Annotated in this window: 29 protein-coding genes, 3 tRNA genes and 2 pseudogenes; 18 read left to right on the top strand and 16 right to left on the bottom strand. The window is 64.8% G+C overall.

Annotation, left to right across the window (positions count from 1 at the left end):
- Positions 1-57: 57 nt before the first annotated feature.
- Positions 58-402 (top strand): DUF5789 family protein, encoded by a 345-nt coding sequence (locus tag ACFEMD_RS08085; protein ID WP_394740535.1) that lies wholly within the window; start codon positions 58-60, stop codon positions 400-402.
- Here ACFEMD_RS08085 and ACFEMD_RS08080 read toward each other — a convergent pair.
- The gene (locus ACFEMD_RS08080; protein WP_394740534.1) at positions 399-2,345 is read right to left on the bottom strand and encodes an ABC transporter ATP-binding protein; all 1,947 of its coding nucleotides are present in this window, start codon (positions 2,343-2,345) and stop codon (positions 399-401) included. The two genes, ACFEMD_RS08085 and ACFEMD_RS08080, sit on opposite strands and share 4 nt — an antisense overlap.
- A gap of 57 nt (positions 2,346-2,402) precedes the next feature.
- Positions 2,403-2,897: a DUF192 domain-containing protein gene (locus ACFEMD_RS08075; protein WP_394740533.1), complete on the bottom strand. Its 495-nt coding sequence runs from the start codon at positions 2,895-2,897 to the stop codon at positions 2,403-2,405.
- Positions 2,898-2,957: 60 nt separating this feature from the next.
- Here ACFEMD_RS08075 and ACFEMD_RS08070 point away from each other — a divergent pair.
- Positions 2,958-3,031, top strand: a tRNA-Val gene (locus ACFEMD_RS08070).
- Between the two features lie 403 nt (positions 3,032-3,434).
- Here ACFEMD_RS08070 and ACFEMD_RS08065 read toward each other — a convergent pair.
- Complete coding sequence (locus tag ACFEMD_RS08065) at positions 3,435-3,881, bottom strand: DUF7344 domain-containing protein (protein ID WP_005554411.1); 447 nt, start codon at positions 3,879-3,881, stop codon at positions 3,435-3,437.
- Positions 3,882-4,092: 211 nt separating this feature from the next.
- On the opposite strand from ACFEMD_RS08065, the gene ACFEMD_RS08060 reads away from it, so the two are divergent.
- Together ACFEMD_RS08060 and ACFEMD_RS08055 are read left to right on the top strand one after the other, a co-directional pair.
- Positions 4,093-4,166, top strand: a tRNA-Phe gene (locus ACFEMD_RS08060).
- Positions 4,167-4,481: 315 nt separating this feature from the next.
- Positions 4,482-5,585, top strand: a complete 1,104-nt coding sequence (locus ACFEMD_RS08055) for a baeRF10 domain-containing protein (protein ID WP_394740532.1) — start codon at positions 4,482-4,484, stop codon at positions 5,583-5,585.
- Between the two features lie 142 nt (positions 5,586-5,727).
- Here ACFEMD_RS08055 and nthA read toward each other — a convergent pair whose 3' ends face one another.
- The 3 genes from nthA to ACFEMD_RS08040 form a co-directional block, all read right to left on the bottom strand.
- Positions 5,728-6,744, bottom strand: a complete 1,017-nt coding sequence (gene nthA, locus ACFEMD_RS08050) for a nitrile hydratase subunit alpha (RefSeq protein WP_394740531.1) — start codon at positions 6,742-6,744, stop codon at positions 5,728-5,730.
- Entirely contained in the window at positions 6,737-7,432 is a 696-nt protein-coding gene (gene nthB / locus ACFEMD_RS08045) for a nitrile hydratase subunit beta (RefSeq protein WP_394740530.1), read from the bottom strand. The genes nthA and nthB overlap by 8 nt, the downstream gene beginning before the upstream one ends.
- Before the next feature lie 216 nt (positions 7,433-7,648).
- Positions 7,649-7,816, bottom strand: coding sequence for a hypothetical protein (locus ACFEMD_RS08040; RefSeq protein ID WP_394740529.1), 168 nt, complete (start codon positions 7,814-7,816; stop codon positions 7,649-7,651).
- 134 nt (positions 7,817-7,950) lie between these two features.
- Here ACFEMD_RS08040 and ACFEMD_RS08035 point away from each other — a divergent pair, with 134 nt between their 5' ends.
- The 5 genes from ACFEMD_RS08035 (at position 7,951) to ACFEMD_RS08015 (ending at position 11,377) form a co-directional block, all read left to right on the top strand.
- Entirely contained in the window at positions 7,951-8,340 is a 390-nt protein-coding gene (locus tag ACFEMD_RS08035; protein ID WP_394740528.1) for a hypothetical protein, read from the top strand.
- Positions 8,341-8,514: 174 nt separating this feature from the next.
- Positions 8,515-8,907 carry a cupin domain-containing protein gene (locus tag ACFEMD_RS08030; protein WP_005554405.1) on the top strand — a complete coding sequence of 131 codons (393 nt, stop codon included), beginning with the start codon at positions 8,515-8,517 and terminating at the stop codon, positions 8,905-8,907.
- Positions 8,908-9,178: 271 nt separating this feature from the next.
- Entirely contained in the window at positions 9,179-10,078 is a 900-nt protein-coding gene (locus ACFEMD_RS08025; RefSeq protein ID WP_394740527.1) for a hypothetical protein, read from the top strand.
- A gap of 69 nt (positions 10,079-10,147) precedes the next feature.
- On the top strand, positions 10,148-10,996 hold the full coding sequence (locus ACFEMD_RS08020; RefSeq protein WP_394740526.1) for an aldo/keto reductase: 849 nt from the start codon (positions 10,148-10,150) through the stop codon (positions 10,994-10,996).
- Between the two features lie 42 nt (positions 10,997-11,038).
- Positions 11,039-11,377, top strand: a complete 339-nt coding sequence (locus ACFEMD_RS08015; RefSeq protein ID WP_394740525.1) for a cupin domain-containing protein — start codon at positions 11,039-11,041, stop codon at positions 11,375-11,377.
- A gap of 444 nt (positions 11,378-11,821) precedes the next feature.
- Here ACFEMD_RS08015 and ACFEMD_RS08010 read toward each other — a convergent pair.
- Positions 11,822-11,893 (bottom strand) — tRNA-His (locus tag ACFEMD_RS08010).
- A 334-nt stretch (positions 11,894-12,227) separates the two neighbouring features.
- On the opposite strand from ACFEMD_RS08010, the gene ACFEMD_RS08005 reads away from it, so the two are divergent.
- Positions 12,228-12,683: a DUF5814 domain-containing protein gene (locus ACFEMD_RS08005; protein ID WP_394740524.1), complete on the top strand. Its 456-nt coding sequence runs from the start codon at positions 12,228-12,230 to the stop codon at positions 12,681-12,683.
- 80 nt (positions 12,684-12,763) lie between these two features.
- Here the strand turns inward: ACFEMD_RS08005 and ACFEMD_RS08000 are convergent, their stop codons facing one another.
- Positions 12,764-13,165, bottom strand: coding sequence for a ribbon-helix-helix protein, CopG family (locus tag ACFEMD_RS08000; protein ID WP_394740523.1), 402 nt, complete (start codon positions 13,163-13,165; stop codon positions 12,764-12,766).
- Between the two features lie 135 nt (positions 13,166-13,300).
- Between ACFEMD_RS08000 and ACFEMD_RS07995 the strand changes: the two genes are divergently transcribed.
- On the top strand, positions 13,301-14,287 hold the full coding sequence (locus ACFEMD_RS07995) for a VOC family protein (protein WP_394740522.1): 987 nt from the start codon (positions 13,301-13,303) through the stop codon (positions 14,285-14,287).
- A 2-nt stretch (positions 14,288-14,289) separates the two neighbouring features.
- Positions 14,290-14,946 carry an alpha/beta hydrolase gene (locus ACFEMD_RS07990; protein ID WP_394740521.1) on the top strand — a complete coding sequence of 219 codons (657 nt, stop codon included), beginning with the start codon at positions 14,290-14,292 and terminating at the stop codon, positions 14,944-14,946.
- 30 nt (positions 14,947-14,976) lie between these two features.
- Here the strand turns inward: ACFEMD_RS07990 and ACFEMD_RS07985 are convergent, their stop codons facing one another.
- From ACFEMD_RS07985 to ACFEMD_RS07975, 3 genes are all read right to left on the bottom strand, one after another.
- Complete coding sequence (locus ACFEMD_RS07985; protein ID WP_394740520.1) at positions 14,977-15,612, bottom strand: RPA family protein; 636 nt, start codon at positions 15,610-15,612, stop codon at positions 14,977-14,979.
- Entirely contained in the window at positions 15,613-16,542 is a 930-nt protein-coding gene (locus tag ACFEMD_RS07980; RefSeq protein WP_394740519.1) for a replication factor A, read from the bottom strand.
- Positions 16,543-16,644: 102 nt separating this feature from the next.
- Positions 16,645-17,892, bottom strand: a complete 1,248-nt coding sequence (locus ACFEMD_RS07975; protein WP_394740518.1) for a sulfite oxidase — start codon at positions 17,890-17,892, stop codon at positions 16,645-16,647.
- 224 nt (positions 17,893-18,116) lie between these two features.
- Here ACFEMD_RS07975 and ACFEMD_RS07970 point away from each other — a divergent pair, with 224 nt between their 5' ends.
- Together ACFEMD_RS07970 and ACFEMD_RS07965 are read left to right on the top strand one after the other, a co-directional pair.
- Positions 18,117-18,869, top strand: a complete 753-nt coding sequence (locus tag ACFEMD_RS07970) for an SDR family oxidoreductase (protein WP_394740517.1) — start codon at positions 18,117-18,119, stop codon at positions 18,867-18,869.
- 48 nt (positions 18,870-18,917) lie between these two features.
- Complete coding sequence (locus ACFEMD_RS07965; protein ID WP_394740516.1) at positions 18,918-19,229, top strand: DUF7091 family protein; 312 nt, start codon at positions 18,918-18,920, stop codon at positions 19,227-19,229.
- A gap of 11 nt (positions 19,230-19,240) precedes the next feature.
- On the opposite strand, the gene ACFEMD_RS07960 is transcribed toward ACFEMD_RS07965, so the two are convergent.
- Positions 19,241-19,459: a CbaC protein gene (locus ACFEMD_RS07960; protein ID WP_394740515.1), complete on the bottom strand. Its 219-nt coding sequence runs from the start codon at positions 19,457-19,459 to the stop codon at positions 19,241-19,243.
- 132 nt (positions 19,460-19,591) lie between these two features.
- Here ACFEMD_RS07960 and ACFEMD_RS07955 point away from each other — a divergent pair.
- Positions 19,592-20,122 (top strand): annotated as a pseudogene (locus tag ACFEMD_RS07955) (HAD-IC family P-type ATPase); the annotation flags it as partial.
- Here ACFEMD_RS07955 and ACFEMD_RS07950 read toward each other — a convergent pair.
- Positions 20,123-20,371, bottom strand: a complete 249-nt coding sequence (locus ACFEMD_RS07950) for a CDGSH iron-sulfur domain-containing protein (RefSeq protein ID WP_394740514.1) — start codon at positions 20,369-20,371, stop codon at positions 20,123-20,125. It lies immediately after the preceding pseudogene.
- A gap of 141 nt (positions 20,372-20,512) precedes the next feature.
- On the opposite strand from ACFEMD_RS07950, the gene ACFEMD_RS07945 reads away from it, so the two are divergent.
- The 3 genes from ACFEMD_RS07945 to ACFEMD_RS07935 all read left to right on the top strand — a co-directional run bounded on the left by ACFEMD_RS07945 (position 20,513) and on the right by ACFEMD_RS07935 (position 22,801).
- The gene (locus ACFEMD_RS07945) at positions 20,513-20,755 is read left to right on the top strand and encodes a PRC-barrel domain-containing protein (RefSeq protein WP_005554374.1); all 243 of its coding nucleotides are present in this window, start codon (positions 20,513-20,515) and stop codon (positions 20,753-20,755) included.
- A 130-nt stretch (positions 20,756-20,885) separates the two neighbouring features.
- Positions 20,886-22,385, top strand: coding sequence for an amidase family protein (locus ACFEMD_RS07940; protein WP_394740513.1), 1,500 nt, complete (start codon positions 20,886-20,888; stop codon positions 22,383-22,385).
- Between the two features lie 56 nt (positions 22,386-22,441).
- Positions 22,442-22,801, top strand: a complete 360-nt coding sequence (locus tag ACFEMD_RS07935; RefSeq protein WP_394740512.1) for a hypothetical protein — start codon at positions 22,442-22,444, stop codon at positions 22,799-22,801.
- 434 nt (positions 22,802-23,235) lie between these two features.
- Here the strand turns inward: ACFEMD_RS07935 and ACFEMD_RS07930 are convergent, their stop codons facing one another.
- The 3 genes and pseudogenes from ACFEMD_RS07930 to ACFEMD_RS07920 all read right to left on the bottom strand — a co-directional run.
- Positions 23,236-23,652, bottom strand: coding sequence for a universal stress protein (locus ACFEMD_RS07930; RefSeq protein WP_394740511.1), 417 nt, complete (start codon positions 23,650-23,652; stop codon positions 23,236-23,238).
- A gap of 753 nt (positions 23,653-24,405) precedes the next feature.
- A complete protein-coding gene (gene fmdA, locus ACFEMD_RS07925) occupies positions 24,406-25,671 on the bottom strand; it encodes a formamidase (RefSeq protein WP_394740510.1) in 1,266 nt (421 codons plus the stop codon).
- An 84-nt stretch (positions 25,672-25,755) separates the two neighbouring features.
- Positions 25,756-25,824 (bottom strand): annotated as a pseudogene (locus ACFEMD_RS07920) (IS6 family transposase); the annotation flags it as partial.

Genomic DNA, 25,824 nt, shown 5'->3' with positions numbered 1-25,824 from the left:
TCCGTCGTGGCGTACGCAGGGTTAACTTGTTTGCAGCGCGTGGCGTACTATTCGAGTATGACCGATGAAAGCCGCGAACTCGGAGTCGACCTGAGCGACGTCGAGGAGGACCTCGAGAACCTCGACTACCCGATCGAACAGGACGAGCTCCTCGAGGAGTACGGCGAGGAGGAGATCGACATGGGCGAGGAGTCCGCGACCCTCGAGGAACTGCTCGAGCCGCTCAACGAGGACGAGTACGGCTCCTACGACGAGGTCGAGCAGGCGATCATGAACATGGTCGGCGACGACGCGATCGGGCGGAAGAACTACAGCGACCGAACGCCTCCGGCGGCGGGCGAGCAGCGCCAGGAGGAAGGCGGCCCCGATCAGGACGGGCAGAGCGAACAGGAGTCGTTCTAATCGTCGTCCGCGTCGACGTCGACCTCGGTTCGGGCCTGCCGACGCTGGGCCCGCTCGATGAATTCTTGCGGTAGTTCGTCGATCTCGCCGGCCTGGACGCCCCAGAGGTGTGCGTACAGGCCGTCGCTTGCGAGCAGCTCCTCGTGAGTGCCCCGTTCGGCGATCTGTCCGTCCTCCAGGACGACGATCTGGTCGGCGTCCTTGATCGTCGAGAGGCGGTGGGCGATGGCGAACGTGGTCCGTTCTTCCGTCAGTTCGTCGAGCGAGCGCTGGATGAGCATCTCGGTCTCGGTGTCGACGTCGCTGGTCGCCTCGTCGAGGATCAGGATCTCCGGATCCTTCAGGATCGAGCGAGCGATGGCGACCCGCTGGCGCTGCCCGCCCGAGAGCTTGACGCCCCGCTCGCCGACCATCGTGTCGTAGCCGTCGGGAAGGTTCTGAATGAACTCGTGGGCCTCGGCGGCCTTCGCGGCCGTAACGATCTCCTCGCGGTCGGCCTCGAAGGTGCCGTAGGTGATGTTCTCCTCGACGCTCCCGTAGAAGAGGAACGAGTCCTGACCGACATACCCCATCGATCGGCGCAGACTCGCCAGGGAGACGTCTCTGACGTCCTGATCGTCGATCCGGATCGCGCCGTCGTCGACGTCGTACAGCCGGAGCAGCAGTTTGAGGACGGTCGACTTTCCGGCCCCCGTCGGTCCGACCAGCGCGACGGTCTCGCCGCCCTCGACGTCGATGCTGATCTCGTCGATGATGCGCTCGCTGTCGTCGTATCCGAAGACGACGTCGTCGTACTCGACGTTGCCCTCCCGTACTTCGAGCTCGTCGGCGTCCTCGTCGCGCTCGATGCGTCCCTCCTCGTCCATCAGTCCGAAGATGCGCTCGCTCGAGGCCTCGGCGCGCTGGTACATGTTGATCACCTGGCCGAACTGCGCCATCGGCCAGACCAGCTGCTGGGTGTAGAGGATGAAGGCGACGAAGGTACCAGTCTGGAGCGTCCCCGTAAGCGGCCCGGGCCCAGTTCCGGTGAAGACCCAGTAGCCGCCGATGAGAAAGGTAAGGACGAAGCCGATCCCCGAGATCAGCTGCAGGCTGGGGAAGAACTTGATCCGCAGGTCGATCGCCTCCCAGTTTGTGTCGTAGTACTTCTCGGAGACGTCCTCGACGCGGTCGGACTCGAACTCCTCGGTGTTCGAGGACTTGATGACCCCAATCCCGCCGAGGTTGTTTTCCAGGCGGGAGTTGACCTTGCCGACCGACGATCGCACCGCGGCGTACTTCGGCTGGATCTTCTTGACGAACACGTAGGTAAAGATCGCGATCAACGGAACTGGGGTCAGCGAGACCAGTGCCAGCTGCGGGTTGAGCCAGAATAACAGGAACGTGATTCCGACGACCATCACGATCAGCCGGGTCGCCGAGTTCATCCCCTCGTTGAGAAACCGCTCGAGCTGGTTGACGTCGTTGCTCAGTACCGACATCATCTCGCCAGTCTGCTTGTTCGCGAAGAACTCCATGTCCAGGCGCTGCATCTTGTCGTAGGTCGCGGTCCGGACGTCGTGTTGGACGTGCTGGGAGAAGGCGTTGAACCCCCAGTTTCGCAGCCAGTGAAACAGCGCACCCAGCGCAAACGAGCCCGCGATGACCGCGACGACGAACCAGAACTGCTCCTCGGGGGACGTGGGGAGCCACGCGTCCGGGAGCACCGACAGCGGAACCTGCTCGGAGAAGACGGCGTCGTTGAAGATCGCGTCGATCGCGACCGCCAGCATCAGGGCAGGCAGCAGATCCAGCGCCCGGGCGAAGACGCTCGAGATGAGACCGATCGTCACGGAGAACCAGTAGGGACGACCGAAATCGAAGATCAACCGGCGCATCGGGCTCTCGACTTGCTCCCGTTGTTCCTCGAAGGGGTCGTCTTTCTCCCAGTCGACGCTACTCATTGCTTCGTCTCCGGGACCGTCGCCAATAAGCGTTCCCTACGAACCGAAATACATCGCTCAGTTGTCGGACCCGATCTCGACCTCGTCGCCGGGTTCGATCCCGTTCTCGTCGGCGTACCCGATCGGGACCTCGAGGACCCACTGCGCATCGCCGGTGTACTCCTGATCCGCGCCGTCCTCGTCGGGGCCGGGTTCGGGGGCGCTGTGGATCGTCGTGATCTCGCGATCAGCGCCGATGAAGACGATGTCGATGCCGAAGTCCATGTCCCGCATCACGTACGTGCGCTCGCCCTCGCTGTCGTGGACGAACAGCATTCCCTCGTCTGGCTCGAGCGAGTCGTGATCGCTCAGGCCGGTGTAGCGCTCGCCCGGCGTATCCGCGATCTCGGCGTCGACCGTCGCCTTCGGCTCGCCGTCGTCGTCGAGGACCCGGACGTCGGTCCGGTCGTCGCTCCAGGGCGTCCCGACCACGCCGAGCTGGACGAGCAACAGCGCGACGACGCCCACTGCTGCAACGACGAGCAGCCCCTTCCAGACTCGCTCGAGAGCCATACTGGGGATCCGACTCGAGAAAGTAAAGGTTATTCGGACGGGGCCACTGATTTCGGATACGGGCTCGTGGTCTAGCTGGTTATGACGCGGCCTTTACAAGGCCGAGGTCGGTGGTTCGAACCCGCCCGAGCCCATTTCTCTGGCGAACAATCCGTGAGACAGAGAAATGTATACGAGGGCGGTTCGAATGAGACAAGACGCGCGCAGCGAAGCGAGCACGTCTTGGCGTAGTTCGAACCCGCCCGAGCCCACTACCGCAGTGATGCTCTGGATTCCCAGCAAGGCATCGGGTTTTACTCTGTCTTAGCGCTGGAATCGCACGAAATCCAACCACCGTGTGGTTTCTCCTCGAGCCAGCGTCTCGAACGACTATCGGCTACCAAGAGAGCGTCGAAACCGACTCCCCCCATCCTCGAAACTCGAGCGGGAACGCCGGATCCGAAACGGGGAAAACAGTCAGACTGCGGGGTCGGAACTGGATCTCCGGTGCCCGTAGCCGAGGGTTGGCCGGAGTAGCGCGAGCATAGGATCGAGAAGTCAGTGCTTGAGCCGGGCGACGTTCTCCCGAATCTGATTCAGGATTCCCTCGCCGGAGTCGGCGTCGAGGGCCGCGTAGAGCGTCGAATCCTCGGGTTCGTCCTTGACGACGACCCGGAGGTACGGCTCGAGCTGTTCGAAGTTGTCCGAGAGGACGACGGTGTGGTTATCCTCGTCGTGATCGACGACACCCGAGTCGGCCAGCTTCGGCACGTGACACTGGACCGAGGAGACGTACACGCTCTTGTACTCGTTTTTGGCGACCTCGTCCGGGGGAACGTCGTGCTCCCAGCCGGCGACCTGCTCGGCGACCCTCGAGAGCTCGATCGGTCCCTCTCGACCGCGAAGCGCGTACAGGAGATACCGTCGCCGACGGTTTGCCAGCAACTCGAGAATCGTGTCTGCTGACAGTTCTTGAGCGTCCCGATCCGAGCCAAGCGCTTCCATAACACACTGTTACCCGCCCGAGCGGAAAAGGGTGTCTTGAATATCTGAAAAACCAATACACAGTGGTAAACGGATGGTATACTCGGTATTATTCTCTCCATTACTGTTTGTTCTTTTCTCTCGGATGGAATCGGGTAGACGGGATCGACGATCGAACTCGCTCGAGTCGATTCGAAATCCTTTTTTATATCATGGGCGGAGATAGGGGTAAGCCGCCTTAGCTCAGACTGGGAGAGCACTCGACTGAAGATCGAGCTGTCCCCGGTTCAAATCCGGGAGGCGGCATGTTTCAAACCCGCGAGCGTAGCGAGCGGGTGCGGAAACTGGCGCCGAACGGATTCTGAACCCTGGAAGTCGCAGCGCGAACGAAGTGAGCGACCGTCTTCCTCCGGTTCAAATCCGGGAGGCGGTATCCCGATTTCACGTGCTTCTTGCTCGAGCAACCGTTACTATAGCTGCGACTCTAACAACAACCGAGCCATCCGCCACCATCGATCCGATCGAGACTGTCCGTTGCTACCAAACCGTGGGGCTGTAGCCTCGTGAGCCCGTTCATGGCCAAGATACTTACTCCGGCCACGGGTAGGATCGGGTCCCTTGATGACTGACGATACCACGTTTTCTGAGCGCTTCGAAACGATATCCAATGCGGATGCCGACGGCGAACAGCTCGTTTCGGTTTCGGTTCCGCCGACGGAATCGGTCGACGAAATGCGCCAGCGAGTCGAGGAGGACCACGCCGAGGCGGAGTACCTGAACGACCGGGAAGAGGTCCGAAAGCCCCTCAAACAGGCACTCGAAGAGACGCGGCGGATTCTCCACGAGTACGACGAGACGCCCGAGAACGGCCTCGCAGTCTACGTCGGTACTGTCGGCGACGACCTCGTCGAGGTCGTCTTCGACGACCCGCCGGCTCCGATCGGTGACCGAACCTACGGCTACGCTAACGAGTTCGATACGACGCCGCTCGAGCCCAGTGCGAGCGGCACGGCGACTCACGGACTGTTGATCGTCGCACGCGAGAGCGCGACGCTCGGTCGCTACGACGGGGAAACGATCGAACAGGTCGAGTCGATCGAAAGCGACGTTCCGAGCAAACAGGATGCCACGGGCCGCGACGAGGATCGGTTCCAGGGCCGGAGCGAAGAGCGCCGAACGGAGTTCTTCGACTCGGTCGGCGACGCGGTCGAACGGGTGTTCCTCGACTCCCCTCCCGAAGGGGAAGAGCCTGCCAGTCACGACCTCGAAGGGCTGTTGCTGGGCGGGAGCGAGGTCACCGCCGAACGGTTCCACGACGGCGATCACCTGCCCGAGGCCCTCACTGACGAGGTTCTCGGCCCGTTCAACGTGGAGTACGCCGCCGAGACGGGACTTCGTCAGCTCGTGGACGCGGCCGAGGCAGCGGGTGCGCTCGAGGCGACCGACGCGCGCGAGGCGCTCGACCGATTCTTCGACGCGCTCGACGAGGAGGACGAGCACGCGGCGGGCGGGGTCGAAGACGTCGAGGAAGCCCTCGAGTACGGCGCCGTCGAAACGCTGTTGCTCGCGGAGTCACTCTCCGCGGAGGAGGCCCAGACTCTCGAGGCTCGGGCCGAAGAAGAGGGAGCGAGCACGATCATCGTCCCGACGGGGCTCGATCGCGCCGAGCAGCTTCAGGAGGCCTTCGATGGCGTCGGTGCGCTCCTTCGATTCCCGGTCGAGTGACGTCCCGTCGGCTGGCTCGAGTGCCCTCGACTGACGACCGAGCGGTCCCCGATCCGTGACCGGAACGAGACGACCGCTTTCTTCGTTTCACAGACCAGAGAGACTCTTTGCCGCGAGCAGGGTCCGATCGGTTCGCTTCCGCTCAGTGCACGCGGCTGCCGCCGACGAACTCCTCGGCGGTTCGCTCGCCGGACACGAACTCGGTCGCTCGCGCGTCGACCGTTTCCGTGTCGAGGTCGGTTTGGGTGACGAGCAGCCGCTCCAGTGCTGCCTGCCACTGCTCGTAGTACGTCCGTTCGGTCGCGTCGGCGTCCCCGCAGTCGACGCCGTCGGCATCGGCGGGCGTCGCCTCGACCTCGTCGATCAATCGCTCCTGAAACGCCGACCAGTCGAACCCCGAACCGTTCTCGTACAGCGCGACCGTCACTCCGAACGCGCGCGCCTGCCACGGAGCGGCGAACGTCGGCTCCGTCTCGAGGCCGAGCAGCTCCGCGAACGGCGCGTCGTCCTCGTCGCTGCCGCCGTCGGTCACCGTTTCGGCGGACGCCGACGAGGACGCGTCGAGTCGCTCGACGCCGATCATCGCGTCGCGAGTGACGAGGTCCGTGAGCTCGTCCTCGTCGTACCCCGCCGTCCCGTCGGGACGTTGCGGGAGCACCATGTACCGGATCTCCGAGCTCGAGTCCCAGACGTCGACGGTGACGTCCTCGTCGAGCTCGAGCCCGAACTCGGCGAGGACGGATCGCGGCTCCCGGACCATCCGCGATCGGTACGACGGCGTCTTGTACCACGTCGGCGGCAGGCCGAGCAGCGACCACGGATAACAGGAACAGAGCGTACAGACGACCGCGTTGTGTACGTCGTCGGTGTTTTCTTTCACCTCGATGTGTTGCATCCCGACGTCGAACTCGAACGAGTCGAGTGCGGCCTCCGCGTCGGCGAGCAAGCGACGCTTGAACTCGGAGTCGGCCCAGGCCCGGGCGACGACACGAGCGCCGTTCTGTGGGCCGACGTCCCGCTCGTACGCGGCGATGGCCTCGTCGACCGCGTCCGTCGAGACGATCCCCTTCTCGACGAGCAACGACTGAATGGCTCGGACACGAGGACGCGGGTCCGTGGCCGTCTCGTCGTTGTGGCCGTGATCGTGACCGTCACTCATCGACGCCACCCCCGACGGGTCGCAGGTACGGTTCCCAGAGGTCGACGTGGACCGTGTCGTCGGGGCTCTCGGCGTCGGGGCCCCACAGCTCGGTCGCCTCGAACGCGACGGTGTACAGCGGTTCGGCGCGGTCCTCGCCGTCGACGCGCGCGTCGGGGAAGACGTGTCGGCCGTGGACCTCCCGTACCACGCCGGACGTACGCCGAACGTACCGCGGACAGCGCGTGTGCCCCTCCGAGTGAGCGTTCCGGACCCGGACGCGGTCTCCCTCGGCGAACGATGGCTCCCCTTCCGACCGGTCGAACGACGCCGGCTGCGCGAACGCGTCGCGGATGCGGGCGGCGAGTTCGGGATCCTCGCGTTCGGGGACGAGGTCGCCCGGGTCCTCGAGGACGCGGGCACGCTCGTAAGCGGCCTCGATCTCCGCCTCGGTGAGGACCTCCGCTTCGACGAGATTGCGCTCGAGACTGGCCAGCCACCGCTCGAAGTACGAGGCCGATAGATACTCCGCCGGAGGCATTCGTTCGATTCCGTATCGGCTCTCGTCGATGTTATACACACCCTGTGGGCGTACCGTCCGAACCAGCCCGAAGACGATCCGTTCCCACTCCGAATGAAACCGGGCGTCGTCCTCGACGGGGACGCGACCGAAGCCGTGCATCCCGCCCATGTCGTGGATACCGTTCACGATAGTCGCGTTAGCAATACTCGTGCAAGTAGCTTTGCCCCGTTTGATTCTCCGCTCGAGGACTGTCCGACGCAAACGAGCCGGTTCACACACACACACACTAGCGGTCCCCGTATCCGCGCGATCGACGTGCAACGCTCGTCAGTCGTCACGTCGACGATCCGAGGACGATCTCGTGCAGACTCCTGGATCGAGCCCCGGTCGTGGCGGAGCTGGCTACTCCCCGACGAACACCGTCTTCAGGCGGGTTCCACAGTCCGGACAGCAGAGCGTCTGCCACCGCGTCGGATCGAGACCGCCCATCGTCTCCGTTCGGATCGCGTCCTCGCGGTCGACCACGGTGGTACAGGTCGAACACTCGAGGCCGTCCTCGGAACCGGGCATCGACACCGACTACGCTCCCGTCCACGGTAGGTGTTACTTCCAACGGCAGAGGCTGTCCGGCAGAACGGTCTTGCTCGGACGCTGGTAGGGCTGCAAGCCCAAAGCTGGTGACAGCTGCGGACGTCGACGTACCCATGTCCGACGACCAGTCGCTCGAAACCGACGAAGCGCCCATCAGCGAGGACGTCCTCGAGCGGGCCACCGACCGCTCGGACGCGGATGCGGAGGCGATCGCCGACGCCCTCGTCGTTCTCCACTCGACGCTGATCGGCCGCCACGCCGAGCTCGAGCGAGAGCACGATTACGCCACCGTCGACGGAACGCGGGCGTACCGCGTTCCGACGGACGTCTGGGACGAACTGCTCGCGGAGTTCGAGTTCGACGACGAGATCGCCACAGCGGTCGCGTTCGCTCACACCGAACAGGCCCGGCTCGTCTTTGCCGACGCCGTCGACGTCGACGAGCGCTTCGCGGACGGCGATCGCGGGGTCGTGGTCAGCATCGACACCGCCGAGGAGTTCTGACTCGAGGCACCGATTCGAGCCCGTGACGATCCGGTGGAATCCAGCGTCGTCCGCGACCGTCGCTTCCGGGTTCCGGATCGCGGTGGTGTCCGTGAAGCTCTCGGAGTTCTGATTCCCGTTCCACCTCGACCGAAAACATACACGTTTATCTCCGGACGAACGAGACGCCTTCGCATGCCACGCGACTACGACCGATCGGAGATTCCGTCGGTGTACAATCTCGAGAGCGTCGAACCCTACCGCGACGAGCCCGGCTTCCAGCAGGTGGTCTTTCGCGGCATCGACCAGCTGATCGGCTTCTCGCAGATCGGCCCCGAGAAGCCCGACGGCGAGCCACATACTCATCCCTACGAGCAGATGAACATGCTCGTCGAGGGCCGACTCGACTTCCTCGTCGACGGCGAGCGGGTCGAACTCGAGCCCTACGACACGCTGGCAATCCCGCCCGAGATTCCCCATACCTCGCGGGCGCTCGAGGGAGAGACGGCGACGCTGCTCGCGTTCTGGCCGCTGCGGGAGGACCGACTCGACGGTACGGAGTATCAGCGGGAGTTTCCCGAACTGTGACGTAGAGCCTCGGCGGATCCGCGTAACCGCGCAATCGAACGGCTTCTCGTCTCGCAACCAACCGAAGTTATTGGTGCACACAGAACCCGGTCAGACGTTCGGTACGTGACTCTCGTACGATATCGTTGCTTTCCCGACGCTTTTCTCGCGGCGAGCGAGTACCGGACAATGTCTCCGGTCGGGTCCCTCGGTCCGTACAAATTGCAACGCATGGCCGACTTGCACTCTCCGGACAATCTATTTTGATTATGTGTGGGAATGGTTGTATCCTATGGAACAAAACCTATCCCGCAGACAGTCGCTGGCGGCACTCGGAGCGAGCATCGTCGGAATCGGAACTGCCGCTGGTTCCGCCGCAGCGGACGATCCGAGCGCGCTCGAGATCGCTACCGACACCGACGACGACGTCGACCACGTCGGTGACGTCGTCGTTCGCGGGGGTGTCGAGGTCGACGGCGACCTCGAGGCGACCGGTGCAGTCGAACTCGAGTCCGCGGCCGTGGTCGACGGCGAACTGACCGCCGACGCGGTAACCGCCGGCTCGAACGTCACGTTCGACGACAGCGTCTCCGTCGACGGCGATCTGACCGCTGGCGACGGGGTATCCTTCGACGACGACGTCTCCGCGGGCGGAGCGCTATCCGTCGGTGACGGCGTCTACTTCGACGACTCCGCCGCTGCTGGCGGCGATCTCGAGATCGGAACCCACGGATACGCCGACGATAGCCTCGAGAGCGACGGCGAGATACGACTCGAGCGCGGGACCGTCGTCGACGGCGACCTGGAAACGACCCGCGGCATCGAACTCGCCGATGTCGTCGAGGTCAGCGGCGATGTCGACGCCGTCGAGACCGTTTCGATCGGGTCGGGATCGACGGTCGGCGGCGTCGAAGCGACTGGGGGGTTGCTGGCCGACGACGACGTCTCGTTCGAGGACAGCGTCGACGTCATCGGAAACGTCGAGGTCGGCGACAACGCGTCCTTCGACGACGACGTAGAGGGTAGCGGCGACGTCTCGATCGGCGCCGACGGGTACGTCGACGACAGCGTCGAGGCCACCGGCAGCGTCGAGCTCGGTACCCGAAGCTACGTCGACGACGACGTCGTCGGCCGAACGGTAACGCTCGATCCCCGGACCGAGGTCGACGGGGACGTCGAAGAAACCGGATGACGGCCTCATACGGTCGCAGCCGGCAAGCGAGCGGTCAACAGTTAACCTCCCCGTTCCGGTACTGCTACCGTGACCCGGAACAAAAGCGACACGTTCGAGATCGGTTCGAAAACCGTCCACCGACTCGGCTTCGGCGCGATGCGACTCTGCGGCGAGGAGATTATCGGCCCGCCCGAGGACGAGGACGCCGCCCGGGAGCTGGTTCGGACCGCCGTCGAGCAGGGGGTCGATTTCATCGATACCGCAGACTCCTACGGCCCGGGCGTCAGCGAACGGCTCATCGGTGAAGCGCTCGACGATCCCGACGACGTGCTGGTCGCCTCGAAAGCGGGCCTGCTGCGCAACCGCGAGGGCGAGTGGCTCCACCACGGCGACCCCGACTACATCCGCAACCAGGTGCTGTGTTCGCTCGATCGGCTCCGGACCGACACCATCGACCTCTACCAGTACCACCGTCCGGACCCGGACACGCCGTTCGAAGACTCCGTCCGGACGTTCGCCGAGCTGAAAGACGAGGGGCTCGTCGAGCAGGTCGGGCTGAGCAACGTCTCGGTCGACCAACTCGAGACGGCCCGCGAGCACGTCGACGTGGCGACGGTCCAGAACCGGTACAACGTCGGCGACCGGTCGGAAGCCGACGTCCTCGAGGCCTGTGAGGAGTACGGCATCGGCTTCATCCCGTGGGCACCGATCGACGGCGACGACCTCGAGAGCCACGGCGAGGCCCTCGACGAGATCGCCGAGGACCACGACGCGACCCGTCGCCAGGTCGCACTGGCGTGGCTGCTCGAGCGATCCGGCGTGATCCTCCCGATTCCGGGGACCTCCGATCCCGACCACCTCGAGTCGAACCTCGCGGCGTCGCAGCTCTCGCTGTCCGACGACGAGGTCGCTCAGATTACGGACCTCGAGAACTGAAGCGGCGGTACGCTTTTGGTCGCTTCTCGAGACGGTTCGGATATGGGCTACGACACCGCCTCGCGAAGCGACGTCGAGTCGATCATCCCCGAGGACGCCGGCGGAATGTGGTTCCTGAAGGATGCGCTCGAAACCGACGAGCTCGGATTCACGGTACTCGAACTCGAGCCCGGCGTCGAAGGGAAAGAACACGACGAGACCGACACCGGTCAGGAGGAGGTGTACTACGTCGTCGAGGGCAGCATCGAGGTGAGCGTCGGCGAGGAAACGGTGTCGCTCGAGGGCGGCGACGCGATCCGACTCGAACCCGGGGAGTCGCGCCAGATCCGCAATGCCGGGGACGAGCGGGCGACGCTCGTGCTGGCGGGTGCGCCGCTGTGACGTCGTGAAACGGCCGCCTGGCCGATCCCTGAATGAGATTCCGTTTTGCCGGTGGTCGCGGCGGCGCGTGCTGAACTGCAGTGAGCCGACGGCGAACTGCGGTTCGAAACCGTGCGAGGGACGAGTGAGTGAGCGGTCGAAGACCTGCGAACGAACGAGTCGGCTGGGGAGGGCGTGGCGATCCCGTGTGTTCGGCTCGAGGAGAGAGCGAGCGATATTCTTCCGAAAGCACGAGGCCAGCAGTGGTTTTCCGCTGCTCTCGACGGCGGACACCAGGTTCGATCGAAGCTCCGAGGGCTTGTCTTGATTCTCGCTCGGTTCGTTGCCAGAAGATTTGGGTGCGAGAATCGAACTCCGCCGAGACGTGCTCGCTACGCTGCGCGCGACTCGTCTAGTTCGATTTCGATCGGACTTTCGACTCCTCCGTGAAGTCGTCGTCAGAAAGTCCGGGTGCGAGAATCGAACCCGCGTCTCAGCCTCCACAAGGCTGAAGGATAACCACTACCCCAACCCGGACACGCTTACACCTATTCCTACACGCGGTTGGCCTGAAATACGTTACGACTCGAGGACGGGAGCGTGCGACTCCGTGTCGTGCGTTTTCGACCGCCACGCTTCCGAGTGCGGTTCGGCTTCGCCCTGTTCGGCTTCGTCTTCTCAGTTCTCCCCGCGCACGCTCGCGGGTCACTTCGTTCCCCGTCTGCTCGCGGGCGCCAAGCGCCCGCTCGCACGGTCCGCGGGACCGTTGGTCCCGCGCTACTCGCCGCACGCAGTTCTCGCTCGCTACGCTCGCTTCAAACTGCGCAACCGAGACGCTTTTTGGCCGACCGCCCCTACCTCGAGCAACGCCGTGGCTATCACCGACAAGATCTACGTCAAGAACCACCGCCAGCTCGCCTCCCAGCTCGAGACGAACATCCCGAAGGGGGCGTTCAAGGGCGCGACGCTGGACATCCTCTTTCAGGGCGAAGGTCTCGAGAAACTCGACGAGGCCACCCAGGAACGAGTCCTCGACTTCTCGAGTGACTTCCTCGACTGCGGCTGCGACAACAACCCCTACTGTGGCTGTCCCGAGCGGAAGTTCGTCCGATACCTGCTCGAGCTTCGTGCCCAGGGGCTGGGCCCCGACGCTATCGTCGACGTGATGACCGACGACTACATGGTCTATGCGTACTCCGGCGACGTCCTCTCGTTTCTGGACAGCGGGATCCGAACTCTCGAGGCCGCGGAAGGGCTCGCTGAGGTCGAGGGAACGCGGGAAACCCATGAGAAGATCCGACAATCGAAGCGGGATCTCGCGAGGTAGTCAGACGGTTCGCTGTACCACTGTACCGATGTAACCCAGGGCGGTCGCGGTTGCACCTGCGTGACTTACAGTAGACCGTATCAGCGCAGCTGCGATGGTTCGTCGGCGTCGTCCAGATCGTCCAGCAGGAGCACCTCGTCCTCGCCCTCGAGGCGGTCCTGCAGCTCGGTGACGTAGGACTTGTACTCGTCTAACTGTTCGCGGAGGTGGTCGGCCTCGAGCTCGAGGCGTTCGTGCTCGCGGATGAAGCTCTTGGGCACCTCGACGGTCGGGGGAAAGGCGAGATCCTCGTCTCCCTCGGCGCGGTCCTCGAGATCGGCCTCGGGGACGACCGCGACCTGGCCGTCGTGGTCGACGAGCTGGTCGACGTAGTCACGGAAGACGGCGGACAACGAGATGTCGCGCTCCTCGGCGATCTCCTGGAGCGACTCGAAGGCGTCCTCGCTCACGCGAAACGAGATCGTTTTGTTCTTGTTGCCCATCGCCCAATACTCCTCGGCCGCGATACTTAACGATTCGTCAGACGAGCGATCGGTTCGCCGGTACTGCCGACGCACCGCTGACGCAGGGGCGAACGACCGTGAGGGCTATCAGCGCCGCCCTCGAACCCTCGAGCGATGCTCACCGACACGCCCGGGCTCCACCACGTGACCGGAATCGTCGGCGACGGACAGGCGGCGATCGACTTCTACGCCGGGGTGCTCGGACTCGACATTTCCGCACTGACGGTGAACTTCGAGGACGTGCTCCAGCACCACCTCTACTTCGGCGATGAGCGGGGCTCCCCGGGGACGGTGTTTACCTGCTTCCCCGACCCCCACGCCGACCCGGGACGGATCGGGACGCCTCAGGTCGCCTCGGTCGCGTTTGCCGTTCCCGACGGCAGCCTCGAGTACTGGCAGGGGAGACTCGAGAGCTACGGCGTCGCGGTCAAGGGACCGTCCGAACGGTTCGACGAGCGGGCACTCGAGTTTCGGGATCCGTCGGGAACGCGGCTCGAGCTGGTCGCCACCTCCGACGGCGACGGCCGAAAAGCGATAGCGTCGACCGACGAGTCCTCGCGACTCGAGGCGACGATTCCCCGCGCTACCGCGATCCGGGAACTCCACGGCGTCTCGCTCCTGTCGGTCAACCCGTACGCGACGGCGGGCACGCTCGAGACGCTCGGCTTCGACGCCATCGGCGAGGAAGGCGACCGCGTGCGCTACCGCGCGTCCGGGTCGCGAGCGACCGTCGTCGACGTGCTCGCTCGAGACGCTCCGTTCGGCCGCGAGGGACCGGGGACGATCCACCACGTCGCGGTTCGGGTTCCCGACGAGGAGCAGCTCCACGAGTGGCGCGAGCTCTTTGCCGACCGGGACCACGACGTCTCCCGGGTGAAGGACAGACACCTCTTTCACTCGCTGTACGTCCGCGAACCGGGCGGAATCCTGTTCGAGCTGGCGACGGAGACCGACGGCGTCGCCGTCGAAGACTCTCCCTCGGAGCCGTCGCTGTACCTGCCCGAGTGGTTCGAGCCGGACCGCGATCTGATCGAGAGTCAGCTGCCGGAGCTGACGGGAGCCCAACCGGAACCGAACGGGACCGATTCGAGCGAGCGATGACGGTGCCAAACCCTGACGAGCTGGATCCGCACGCGGAGCAGCCGCTGGTCACCGCGGGAGCACCGGCCGCAGCTGCCGACGTCGCCGTCGTCGCCTGCCACGGCCGCGGCGCGACGGCACAGGGGATGGTGAACCTGCTCGAGCCGGTCTACCGCCACGGCGTCGCCTTCCTTGCGCCGCAGGCTCGCCACAACAGCTGGTATCCGCGGCCCGCGACCGCGCCGCGAGCGGCCAACGAGCCGGCGCTCTCCTCGAGCGTCGAGTCGATCGGGGCCGCGCTCGAGTCGGCCCGGGAGATCGGAATCCCCGCCGAGCGGACGGTGCTCGTCGGGTTCTCTCAGGGGGCCTCGGTCGTCGCGGAGTTCGTCGGCCGTCGGCCGGGACGATACGGCGGCGTGTTCCTCCTCTCGGGTGGGATACCGGGCGGCCCGGGGGACGAGCTGGCGGTGGCGGGCCAACTCGAGGGAACGCCCGCGTTCGTCGGCTACGGCGCGGCCGACTCTCGGATCGACCTCGAGCACGTCGCCGAAACGGCACGAGCGCTCGAGGACGCCGGAGCCGACGTTACCGAACGACGTTATCCCGGCGTCGGTCACGAGGTCACAGACGACGAGTTCGAGGTGGTCGGCGCGCTGCTCGAGTCACTCGGAGCGGAATAACAAGCGAAAATCGAAACGGCTACGGTCCGCTCAGGCCGTCGCTTCGGCGTCCTCGACGTTCTCGAGGCTCTCCAGGGCCTGGATCACGTCGCGGCGGTAGTTCTCGATGGGGGAGTCGTAGCGCTCGCGAGCCATCTGGGCGTACTCGTTGGTCGGCGCCGTCGAGCCGCTTTCGGGGGCTTCCTGCTCGTCCTGCCAGGCCTCGAACTCCTCGATGCGATCGAGGGTTCGCTCGGCGGTCTCGACGACCCAGCGGTCGCGGGTCGCCTCGTCGACGATCGAAATCGTCTCCGGGCGAACCGAGACGTTGACCGTGCCGTCCTCGGTCTCGTACGTTCGGGGTTTGCCGACGACCGAGACGTACGCCGGCGGCTCCGTGTCCCGCAGCACCGAAGCGGCCTCGGGCTGGTACTGACCGGCGTAGACGAAGAACGTTCCCGTCGGATCGACGACGCGGCCGCGCCAGTACTCGCTGTCCTCGCCGACGTCCTCGGTCTCGGTCAGCGTGCCGACGGCGAACACGCGGTTCGCGCGGTCGCCCGTCGGCAGCAGGGCGTAGTTGGGGGCGCGCTCGTCGTCGCTTTCCTTGAACGTGTACGTCGAGTCGTTGAATTCGGAGGCGAAGACGCGACGTGCGACTTCGCGGGTGAGTTCTGCCTGAGACATTTACATCGACCTCGCTTTGATCAGCAGCTGTTCGGCATCGGCTGGCCCGTCGAGCTCCTCGACGTCGTCGGCCAGGACGTAGCGGCCGAACGTCGGCCCCTCGATGCGGTAGTAGGTGCCGACGACCAGGTCGCGGATCTCGTCGGCGACGACGGTCGTATCCAGCGCGTCCATCGCCATGTCCTTGGCCTCCTCGAGGCTGATCCCGGTCAGGTTCTCGGTGGCGTCCTTGTCGAAGATGACCTCGTGGGCGTCGAGCCCGTCGTCGACGACGGCCTTGATCCGGAGATCGAACTCGCCTTCGACCTCGCCGTGTTCGTTACAGCGGCCGTTCTGAAGGACGCGCGTGCAGTCCTCCTTCGGGCAGCGCTTGATCAAGCCGCTGCCGCTTTGCATGTCCACGAGGGCGCCTTCGATCACGCTGGTGTCGTCGCCGACCTCGAGCTCCTCGTCGAGTTCCTCGATGAGGGTTGTGCTGTTGAGTTTGACCGAGTAGCGTCCCTCGTACTCGTCGGTGACGACGTTACGAAGTTCGTAAACGCCGCCCTCGTCGAGCGTCGGGAGTTCGGATTTGGCCCACTTGGTGAACTTGATCGTCCCGGTCGGGTCGCCGAGCAGGCCGACCTGCGCGACCGAGTCGCTGCGGGGCTCCCACAGCTCGATGACCTTGGCCGTGATGTCGATCCACTGCTCCGGCTCGTCGACGTCCTCGATGTTGGCCGCCTCGCTCGAGCCGCCCGCGAGGTCTTCGCGGTCGAGGCCGGCCTCCTCGAGGTAGTGGTTGGTGACGCTCCGGCGCGCCTCGTCGATCGGCACCTTGTACTCGTCGACGAGGGTCGTCAGTCGATCCTCGACGTCGTCGACCGAGACGTCGATGTGGTCCGAAAACTGGTCGTGTATGTCGTCCGCATGCTGTCGTACGTCGCTCATTGTGTCACGCCTCCTCTTTGTTTCACTGGGAGGCATACCGACGTTCGCTCCCGATCGTATTTAAACTGCCGGCACCGGAGCGAAAGTGTCCCCGTCTGGCGATTACGGCGATTGGACCTCGAGCTCGAGGGCGTTCGGCAGGACGGAGTTGGCGGCGTACCCGCCCTCGTTCCACGGGAACTCGTCGTCGTCGAGCGCGTCGCGCCACGCGTCGGGGTTCGAGATCCGCATCGGCTGGCGCCGTCCCCGCTCGTCGGTCGCGCGGGAGGCTAGCACGTACTCGCCGGGCGTCGCTTCCCAGTCGTACCGGAACAGCCGCCACGCGCCCGCGTAGTCGGGGCCGAACAGCTCCGCCGCCGTCCAGCTGTCGCCGCCGTCGGTCGACACCTCGACGCTCGCGACGTCGTCGTCGCCGGCCCAGGCGACGCCCGTGATCTCGATCGTCCCGTCCTCGGGGACGGTAACGACCGACTCGCCGTCGGGCTCGCCGATGACCGACATCACCGTCTGGTCGAAGGTGTAGGGGTGGGCGGGCTCGCCGTCCTCGAGCTGGTCCCAGGTGTCGACGGTCTCGACGGTCTCGTTGACCGCTGGCTCGACCCCTTCGGGGTGGATCCGGTAGGCCTCCTGTTGCCAGTAGGCGTGCTCGCCGGGGCGATCCAGCGAGTCCGCGGTGACCATCTCGTCCATCACGCGGAGCTCGTCGAGCCACTTGACGCTGTTGACGCCGTACCAGCCGGGAACGATCAGTCGAATCGGAAAGCCGTGCTCGCGGGGCAGCACCTGCCCGTTCATCTCGTAGGCGAGGATGCAGTCGTCGATCGCCTTCGAGAGCGGGATCGAACGCGCGAAGACATCCTCGCCGTCCGATGGGTCGCCGCCGACCGCCGTGAGCCACGCGTCGTCGGGAACGTCCTCGAGTTCCCCGCGCAGTACGGAGCTTACCGGTGTTCCCGACCAGACCGCGGTCCCGGCGGCCTCGTACCCCCACTGGACGCTGCCGGTCTCCGGGCGGTGCTGGCCCCGACCGTTGCCCGCACACTCCATCGTGTGTGCGACCGCGACCGTCGGGAACTCCTCCCTGATCTCGGCGACCGAGTATGCGTCCTCGAGATACCCCGTCAGCGATATCGTCCACTCGCCGTCTCCGTCGGCCTCCGGCATGTCGTTGCGGTGGCAGACGAAGTGCTCCTCGATCGGCGTCAGCCAGTTCGCGTACGTCTTCCTGTTCGCCGCGCCGACGACGGTGTACTTGTCGGCGTCGTCTCTGGCTTCCTCGGCGCCGCCCTTCCGCTCGAGGATCGCTTCGATCTCGTCGTGACGGCTCGCTCGGCGCTCTTCGGTGCCCATGGGTTCCGTGCAACACGGATCGAAAAAACGTTTCTCCATGAGTCGATCTCGATTTCGTCACGGAATCCCCCAGATCTCCCGCTTTGCACGGACTGAGCCGTCCCCTCGGTCCGTACGTACCGACCCGCCTGCCCGCACCGTACGCGCACTGATCCGTCTGCCGGTCCCCGGGCGGATTGCTGGCTCCCGGCGGCCTTTCCGTGGGAGGTCCCTCGAGGGAGGTGATGATGACCGATCCACTCGACGACCAGGTCGCACTCGTAACCGGCGCATCGTCCGGAATCGGCGCGGCGACGGCCCGCGAACTCGCCGACGCGGGCGCGTCGGTCGCGCTCGCCGCCCGCCGCGAGGACCGCCTCGAGTCCCTTGCCGACGAGATCGAAACGGCGGGCGGCGAGGCGCTCGTCGTCCCGACCGACGTCACCGAGGAGACCCAGGTCCGGGAGATGGTCGACACCACCGTCTCGGAGCTGGGCGGACTCGACGTGCTCGTCAACAACGCCGGGGTTATGCTACTCGAGCCGGTCGCGACTGCGGATCCCGACGACTGGCAGCAGATGCTCGATCTGAACGTCCAGGCGGTGATGGTCGCTTCCCAGGCTGCCCTCGACGTTATGCGGGAGTCGGGCGAGGGCGACATCGTCAACCTCTCGTCGGTCGCGGGCCGGAAGGCCTACGCCGGCTCGAGCGGGTACAATGCCTCGAAGTTCGGCGTGACGGCCTTTTCGGAGTCGCTTCGCGAGGAGGTCGCCGATTCGGACATCCGAGTGACGAGCATCGAGCCCGGCTTCGTCGACACCGAACTTCCCGAACACATCCCCGACGAGGACCAGCGGGAGATGGTCGACGAGATGCTCGAGGGGATAACGCCGCTCGAGCCCGAGGACGTCGCCCGGTCGATCCGTTTCGCGGTGAGCCAGCCGACGCACGTCGACGTCAACGAGCTGTTGCTCCGGCCGACCCGCCAGGAGCTGTAGCCCGGTCCGGCGACGGGACTATGTGTCCGCCCGCCTAACCGAACGACGATGTCGGACCGTCGTCGGCTCGAGCGGTTCCTCCGGACGAAGCTCCGGGAGGCGGGCGAGCAGTACGAGGAGCTACGGGAGTCGACGGACGGTCAGCTCGGGGAGGCCCGAGAGGCCTATCAGTCGGCCAGAAACGCCCGCGGGCTGCCGACCGACGAGCGGGACCGCGCGAAGATCGTCTGTCGACGCTACGCCGAGCGACGGGCCGCGCTACTCGACGAGGAGTACCGCCCGGCCTGCTACGAGGCCGGCCATCCCGACTGCGAGGGCTGCGTCGAGGACGTTCGCGAGGGTCGAATCGAAACCTGGTAGGGGAGAACCGTTCAGTTTTCGCTCGAGGCGTCCCCCTCGGCCGTCTTCCCGTCTCCGTTCTCGGGAAGAAACGCCCAGACGAGGATCACGACGATGAGGACGGCGCCGACGACCGCGGTCTCGAGAACGGTCAGCTCAACGTTCACCCAGGATAACACCGTCCGTAACTCGACGAGCAGCGGGGCGAGCAGCGCCAGGACGACTAACAGCCCGGCCTTCGAGATCCGCACTACCGGTTCACCCCCAGCCAGGCGATCGACTCGAGTGCCTCCGTCGCGTGGGACTCGAGGACGAACGCGAGGAGGTGGACGGTCTCCGGCGACTCCCTCCGTGGGGGGACCGTCGTCACCGACGCGCCGCTGGTCCTCGAGGTCGGTGACGCGCCTCGAGCGGAGTGGCAGGAGGCGGTCGCGACCCTCGCCGACGACCGAGAGGTCGTCGTCCTCACCGGCGACGAGGGCGCCGCGGCGGACCGGTTTCGGGACGTCGACGGCGTCGACGAGGTCTTCGCGGGCGTCCCGCCCGAGGCGAAAGCCGAGACGGTTCGACGGCTCCGATCGCGGGGTCGGGTCGCGATGGTCGGCGACGGCAGCAACGACGCACCGGCGCTCGCCGCCGCCGACGTCGGCATCGCACTGGGAAGCGGTACCGAACTGGCGACTGACGCCGCAGACGCCGTCGTCGTGAGTGACGACCTCGGACTGGTCGCGGAGACGTTCGACGTCGCGGCCGCCACCAACCGGCGAATTCGCCAGAACCTCGGCTGGGCGTTCGTCTACAACGCCGTCGCGATCCCCCTGGCGATCACCGGACTGCTCAACCCGCTGTTCGCGGCCGTCGCGATGGCGACGAGCAGCTTGCTCGTCGTGCTGAACTCGGCTCGCTCGCTCTGACTACTCGTCGCTTCCGTCGACGTCTTCTCGAGTCACGACCCGCTCGACGACCGACCGCTCGCCGTCGTCGTCGTAGACGTACGTCGTGTCCTCTTCCTCGTCGGCCGTCCGTCGATGGCTGCCGTCACAGAACGGAAACGATTTCGAGAGCCCGCACTGACAGACCGCGACGTCGCCCTTCCCGTCGTCGATATCCGACGGCTTGAGCTTTCGCGGCCCGATCGCCTCGAGTTCGACCAGTCGTGTCATCGGTAGCGATGCGAACTCGAGCGACGAAAGCGTTCCCCCGAACCGGTCGACGATCGAGACACTCGCTAATCCGAGAGGGTCACGGTCCCCTGCAGTCTCCTGCGGTGGCTATTCCCAGGCGGCATCCGATGATTTCGATGTATGTGTGCAACGTTCACCGAGGAGGACGAAGGTAAGGACGTCGTCAACGCCAACGGCGACCAGATCGGCATCGTCAGCGAGGTCGACGCGGGAACCGCCTACGTGAACCCGGATCCGGGTATGACCGACACGCTCAAATCCCAGCTTGGCTGGGGTGACGCCGACGATGAGGAGTCGTATCCGATCGACGACAACAACGTAAAGGCGGTCACCGATCGGGAGATCCGCCTGAAACGAACCTAGTTCCGGTCGGACGCCGAATCCGATCGGTCGACGAACCGCTTTCGCCGCCACTCGCTCTTCCTGACTTCGGACCCTGCTGCTTGCGCGTGCCACCGCCGCTCACTTCCACCGGACGGCCCACTGTTCGAGTATGCCACTGCGGGTACCGACGGAAGACGTTTTCGCGGAGCTAGGGGAGGACCTGTTTCTCGATCTCACCGACGAGGAGTTAGAGTTCTTCGTAGAGATGGCCGAGGAGAAGATGGGTTCGTACGAGACGGTCATGTCGTACGATCCGAAGCCGCGACTGGGCGGCGACGAGAACCGGACGCGAAACGCGGGTCGGCGCGTGACCAGCGAGGAGGACCCACACAACGCCTGGGTGACCCAGTGTTTCGTCGGCGGCGACGACGGCGGCGACCTCGACGGCTGGGAGATCGGTATCAAGGACAACGTCTCCGTCGCGGGCGTCGAGATGACCTGTGGCTCCTACGTCGTCGAGGGCTACGTCCCCAACCGGGACGCGACGGTCACCACGCGGCTGCTGGAGGCCGGGGCCGATATCGTCGGGAAGACGAATATGGACGACATGGCGATGACCTCGACCGGTCACAGCGCGTTCGGTCCCGTTCTCCACCCTGACGACGACGACTACCTCGCTGGCGGCTCGAGCGGGGGGAGCGCGGTCGCCGTCGCGAGAAACCAGGTCGACGTCGCGATCGGCTCCGATCAGGGCGGCAGCGTCCGCGTCCCAGCGGCATTCTGCGGGATCGTCGGCCACAAGCCCACGTACGGTCTCGTTCCCTACACCGGCTGTATCGGGATCGAGCACGCGATCGACCACCCGGGACCGATGGGTCCCGACGTCGAGAGCGTCGCGCGCACCCTCACGACGATCGCGGGGAGCAACGAACGTGACCTCCGGAACCACAGCACCGTCCCGGTCGAAGAGTACGCGGAGCAACTGGACGGCGACGTCTCCGAGCTCTCGATCGGCGTGCTCGAGGAAGGGTTCGACCGCGAGGGCGCCAACGAGAAGATCCTCGACACCACGCGGGATGCGATCGACCGGCTCGAGGCCGAGGGCGCCTCCGTCGAGGAGGTCTCGATACCGATGCACCTCGACGCGAAGGACATCCACGACGTCTGTACCTCCGAGGGGCTGCTCGACGCCATCTCCGGGGAAGGACTGGGCCACGGCTGGAAGGCGTGGTACAACCGCTCGTGGATCGAATCCTTCGGCAAGTACCGGCGGGCCCAGAGCGACGACTTCCCGCCGCGGCTCAAGCTCCTGTTGCTCATGGGGTCGTACACCAACACCGAGTACCACTCGCGGTACTACGCCCGCGCGATGAACCTCGTCGTCGACCTCACCGAACGGTACGACGCGGCCCTCGAGGAGTACGACCTGCTGGCGATGCCGACGGCGGTGACGAAACCGCCCGAACACCAGCCCGAGCGAGATCAGCACCAGCGCCTGCGGGAGAGCGACATCGTCCACAACGCGACGCCGTTCAACCGAACCGGTCACCCCGGCGTCAGCGTCCCCGCCGGCGAGGTCGACGGGCTTCCGGTCGGACTGATGCTCGTCTCCTCGAGGTTCGACGACGCCACGGCGCTGAACGCGGCCTACGCTCTCGAGCAGGCCTGACCGTCGTCTCGCAAGTTGCAACAGTTATCCGACTGTACGTTCAAGCCTTCGTCACGATGAGACCGACGATGGAGGAACTCGACCTGGAGCACGAACTGGTTCAGCTACTCGCCCACGAGGCGGTCCGCGCCGCGATGGAGACGCCGCTACAGGAACCGATCCTCGAGGCCGTCGAGGGGTCGATCGACGAGCCGGCCGGGACGACCGACGGAGCGCTCGAGGGCAGCGAGGACGAGTTCGAGATCGACGAGGGCGGCGAGGACGAGCGTCCGGCTGACGAGGACGACGAGACCGAAGCCGAAACCGAGGCCGACGGGAAGAGCGCGTTCGCGAAGGCCACACAGGGACTACTCACGTTCCTCGTGATGTTCGCCGTCCTCTACGTCGTCTTCAGGCGGCTGGCCGGCGACGATTGAACTCGCCCCGTCTCGAGATCGTCCCAAGATTCTCGCCTTTCACTCCGACCGATCTCGGGTAGAGTTTGCTGAAACGGTCCCGCGCCAGGACCGGATACTTCTCTGCTGTTCCGTCACGTCACCGTAAGAAGGGCCGTCTCGGTATCTCCGAGAGCGACGGTTCGCTTACACCACGAACGTCAGGACGAAGGCGCCGACGACCACGAGTCCGATCCACAGTCCGAAAACGATCGCCGCGTGCGTTCCAGTAAGTGCCTCGCCGTCGAGGAATTCGTTCGTTTCCATCGGTCGAGAGTGAGGGGACCGTCGGTAGTGAACTGCAACCCGATTCTCGATTCCCTGGAATCGTCGATACCGATACGAACGGCGATCGGCGCGTCGTTCGTGGCGATGGTCGACGCGTTCTCGAGCGGCCGCAATCGCTCGCCGCGTCGCTACCGGACGACCGTCACCGGAACCTGTGCGCGTCGCACGACCTGTTCCGCGACGCTTCCCAGCAGGACGCGCGAGACGCCCGACCGACCGTGGCTGCCGAGGACGATGCCGTCGACGCCGTGTTCCTCGGCGAACTCGACGATCCCTCGAGGCGGCGAGCCGACGACGGTTTCGGTCTCGACCGTTCGATCGTACTCGTCGGCGATTTCGTGGGCTATCTCGAACAGGGTCTCGGCTTTCTCCTCCTCGAGCTCGACGGCTCGCGGAAAGTTGTAGGGGGCGTCGTTTCGGTACGCGGAGACGGACGGGTTGACAACGTGCAACGCCGTGACGTCGGCCTCCGGAAACGTTTCGAACGCGTGCTCGAGTGCTGCCCGTGCCGGTTCGGAGTCGTCGAGCGGAACGAGAATCCTCATGCAACATCGTCCGACTGCACAGCCCATATAGGGAGCCGTCGGTTCTCGAGCGCTGGGAGGAGAACAAAGACACCTGCGGAGAGATGGTTTGGCGCGCGACGTACGCGACTTTCGCCAGAACTGTCCGATCACTGCGGAAGCCGGGTGAACGATAGTGAGGACGCAAACCGGGCGGACGGCTGGCCCTCTCCGACATCATCAGCGAACGGCAGCTACCCGAGAGCATCAAGACCGACGCGGATCTCTGGGCGGCGTGTATCGGCGGCGCCGAACGGACCGGCGAGTACACGGGCGCGATCGAAGCCGCCGGCCTCGAGGTACTGGAACTCCGGGAGAACACGCAGTACGAGTTCGTCTCGGAGCAGGCGGCGAACGCCTGCGGGAAGTACGGCGTCAAGAGCATCTCGCTCAGCGCCCGCAAACAGTGACCGCGTTCCAATATTTTTACTGGTCGAAGAGCAAGCTACTCTAGAGGCAAGCACAGAGTTCTCCGTCACGTCGACTCACTGGTGTCGACAGGGGGTGTTTGATACTCGATTCGGTACCGTCTATCGAGACGTCAGAGTATCCCGTCTCGAGCGAACGTGATCTCGAGCAAGGACGTATCGATACCGCTCCGAACTCTACAGTAACAACTGAAACGGTTTGCACACCGATCGTACAGCCGCCGTGCGAGCGGGTGCGCACTGATTTTCAGTGGCTACTATAGACGACTTCGCAGCACTCTCAGTCGACTCTCAAAAATCAAGTTGACTAGAGGGGATCGTCAGTAACGACACTCTTGCTTCGGTTTTTCGACTCGCCCAACGAGTCGGGAGTAATATCGAACTCGAAGGCCTCGTTCGGAATCGAAAGCGTCGCACAGACGTTTGGAACGTCGACGATTCCACTGATCCGTCCCTCGACCGGGACGGTACTTAGCAACATGTACGCTTGCTCACGACTGTAGCCGAATTTCGCGAGGTAATCGATCGCCTCGAGTGCGGCTCTTCGATAGGCGACGTGGGCGTCCATGTACCGCTGCTCTCCGTCTTCAGTGACGGAGTAGCCCTCGAACGTGACCCAATCCGAGAAGTCGGGACCGCGGTGACCCGGCTGGAAGATCGGATGATCGACGCCGTGTTTCTCCATTCCGTCTTTGACGACGTCGACGCGGAGATCGGCGTACCCTGCCATTTCGATACCACCGCAGAACGAGATCTCGCCGTCGCCCTGTGATGCGTGCATGTCGCCCATCGAAAGCTTGGCACCCTCGACGTAGACCGGGAAGTAGATGGTCGTTCCGAGCGAGAGGTCCTTGATATCACAGTTGCCACCGTTTTCACGGCCGGGAACGGTGCGGGCTCCCTCCCGCGCAGCTTCTTCGGCTTCGTCGGGGTCCATCTCACCCATCAGTGCGGCCGTTTCGGTCGGCGGATTCGCAACCGGTGGGTCTTCCTCGCCGGTCGGATGGTTTTGAATCGACTCCGGATCTTCCTCGTGTTTCTCTATCAGCTCCCGTTCGCGCGTATTCCATTCCTCGAGGAGCTCGTGTGACGGGGCAGTTCCGATCAGTCCGGGATGGATTTTCCCTTCGTACTGAACGTCCGGGATGTGTCGGGATGAGACGACAGTGCCGTCGACGTCCCAGATCGTTTTCGCGGCGTCCGGGAAGTGATCCGTCAGAAAGCCGCCGCCGTTCTGCTGGGAAAAGATACCGTTGAACCCCCACTCCATCTCCTGAAGCGGTCCGAGATCGAGCAGTTCGACCTTGAGCAAGTCGCCGGGTTCGGCGCCGTCTACCTCGACCGGTCCGCTGAGATAGTGGACCTGTTCCAGTTCGACGTCTCGGATATCGTTCGGGTTCTCGTCGTTGTGGATCTGTCCACCCGTCCAGTCGAGCATCTCCAGCCGGAAGGTGTCCCCCGGTTTTACCGAGACAGTTGCCGGAATGTCCGGGTGCCATCGATTGTGCGGTGTCTTGTCGGGCTGTTCGTCCGGGTCTCGTTCCGTATCGACGCTAAATCGTGTTTCTGGCATAGGAGCATATCTATTGGCACATGCCAACAATTCACATCATATGGGTAGTCGATATAAAGGTTAGCCGTGAGGACGACATCGTGTTCAGATAAGCTGATTCCACGCAAAGGCGAACGATCTGAGCCACTCGTCAGCTGTTTCCGCGTACGCATT

The organism is Natronococcus roseus, from assembly GCF_043677095.1.
Lineage (GTDB): Archaea > Halobacteriota > Halobacteria > Halobacteriales > Natrialbaceae > Natronococcus > Natronococcus roseus.
Note: the sequence above shows the minus strand (reverse complement) of the source record. Positions and strands in the feature narration are given on the sequence as shown.

Bases quoted from the DNA above. Each gene is read 5' to 3' on its own strand.
- ACFEMD_RS08035 (WP_394740528.1), top strand. From the start codon at position 7,951: ATGTCCGACGACCAGTCGCTCGAAACCGACGAAGCGCCCATCAGCGAG.
- ACFEMD_RS07940 (WP_394740513.1), top strand. From the start codon at position 20,886: ATGCCACTGCGGGTACCGACGGAAGACGTTTTCGCGGAGCTAGGGGAG.
- ACFEMD_RS08030 (WP_005554405.1), top strand. From the start codon at position 8,515: ATGCCACGCGACTACGACCGATCGGAGATTCCGTCGGTGTACAATCTC.
- ACFEMD_RS07945 (WP_005554374.1), top strand. From the start codon at position 20,513: ATGTGTGCAACGTTCACCGAGGAGGACGAAGGTAAGGACGTCGTCAAC.
- ACFEMD_RS07985 (WP_394740520.1), bottom strand. From the start codon at position 15,612: ATGTCTCAGGCAGAACTCACCCGCGAAGTCGCACGTCGCGTCTTCGCC.
- ACFEMD_RS07950 (WP_394740514.1), bottom strand. From the start codon at position 20,371: ATGACACGACTGGTCGAACTCGAGGCGATCGGGCCGCGAAAGCTCAAG.
- ACFEMD_RS08055 (WP_394740532.1), top strand. From the start codon at position 4,482: ATGACTGACGATACCACGTTTTCTGAGCGCTTCGAAACGATATCCAAT.
- ACFEMD_RS08000 (WP_394740523.1), bottom strand. From the start codon at position 13,165: ATGGGCAACAAGAACAAAACGATCTCGTTTCGCGTGAGCGAGGACGCC.
- ACFEMD_RS07965 (WP_394740516.1), top strand. From the start codon at position 18,918: ATGTCGGACCGTCGTCGGCTCGAGCGGTTCCTCCGGACGAAGCTCCGG.
- ACFEMD_RS08015 (WP_394740525.1), top strand. From the start codon at position 11,039: ATGGGCTACGACACCGCCTCGCGAAGCGACGTCGAGTCGATCATCCCC.
- ACFEMD_RS07995 (WP_394740522.1), top strand. From the start codon at position 13,301: ATGCTCACCGACACGCCCGGGCTCCACCACGTGACCGGAATCGTCGGC.
- ACFEMD_RS07975 (WP_394740518.1), bottom strand. From the start codon at position 17,892: ATGGGCACCGAAGAGCGCCGAGCGAGCCGTCACGACGAGATCGAAGCG.
- ACFEMD_RS08040 (WP_394740529.1), bottom strand. From the start codon at position 7,816: ATGCCCGGTTCCGAGGACGGCCTCGAGTGTTCGACCTGTACCACCGTG.
- nthA (WP_394740531.1), bottom strand. From the start codon at position 6,744: ATGAGTGACGGTCACGATCACGGCCACAACGACGAGACGGCCACGGAC.
- ACFEMD_RS08085 (WP_394740535.1), top strand. From the start codon at position 58: ATGACCGATGAAAGCCGCGAACTCGGAGTCGACCTGAGCGACGTCGAG.
- ACFEMD_RS07930 (WP_394740511.1), bottom strand. From the start codon at position 23,652: ATGAGGATTCTCGTTCCGCTCGACGACTCCGAACCGGCACGGGCAGCA.
- ACFEMD_RS07970 (WP_394740517.1), top strand. From the start codon at position 18,117: ATGATGACCGATCCACTCGACGACCAGGTCGCACTCGTAACCGGCGCA.
- ACFEMD_RS07980 (WP_394740519.1), bottom strand. From the start codon at position 16,542: ATGAGCGACGTACGACAGCATGCGGACGACATACACGACCAGTTTTCG.
- ACFEMD_RS07935 (WP_394740512.1), top strand. From the start codon at position 22,442: ATGAGACCGACGATGGAGGAACTCGACCTGGAGCACGAACTGGTTCAG.
- ACFEMD_RS08025 (WP_394740527.1), top strand. From the start codon at position 9,179: ATGGAACAAAACCTATCCCGCAGACAGTCGCTGGCGGCACTCGGAGCG.
- ACFEMD_RS08080 (WP_394740534.1), bottom strand. From the start codon at position 2,345: ATGAGTAGCGTCGACTGGGAGAAAGACGACCCCTTCGAGGAACAACGG.
- ACFEMD_RS08075 (WP_394740533.1), bottom strand. From the start codon at position 2,897: ATGGCTCTCGAGCGAGTCTGGAAGGGGCTGCTCGTCGTTGCAGCAGTG.
- ACFEMD_RS08065 (WP_005554411.1), bottom strand. From the start codon at position 3,881: ATGGAAGCGCTTGGCTCGGATCGGGACGCTCAAGAACTGTCAGCAGAC.
- fmdA (WP_394740510.1), bottom strand. From the start codon at position 25,671: ATGCCAGAAACACGATTTAGCGTCGATACGGAACGAGACCCGGACGAA.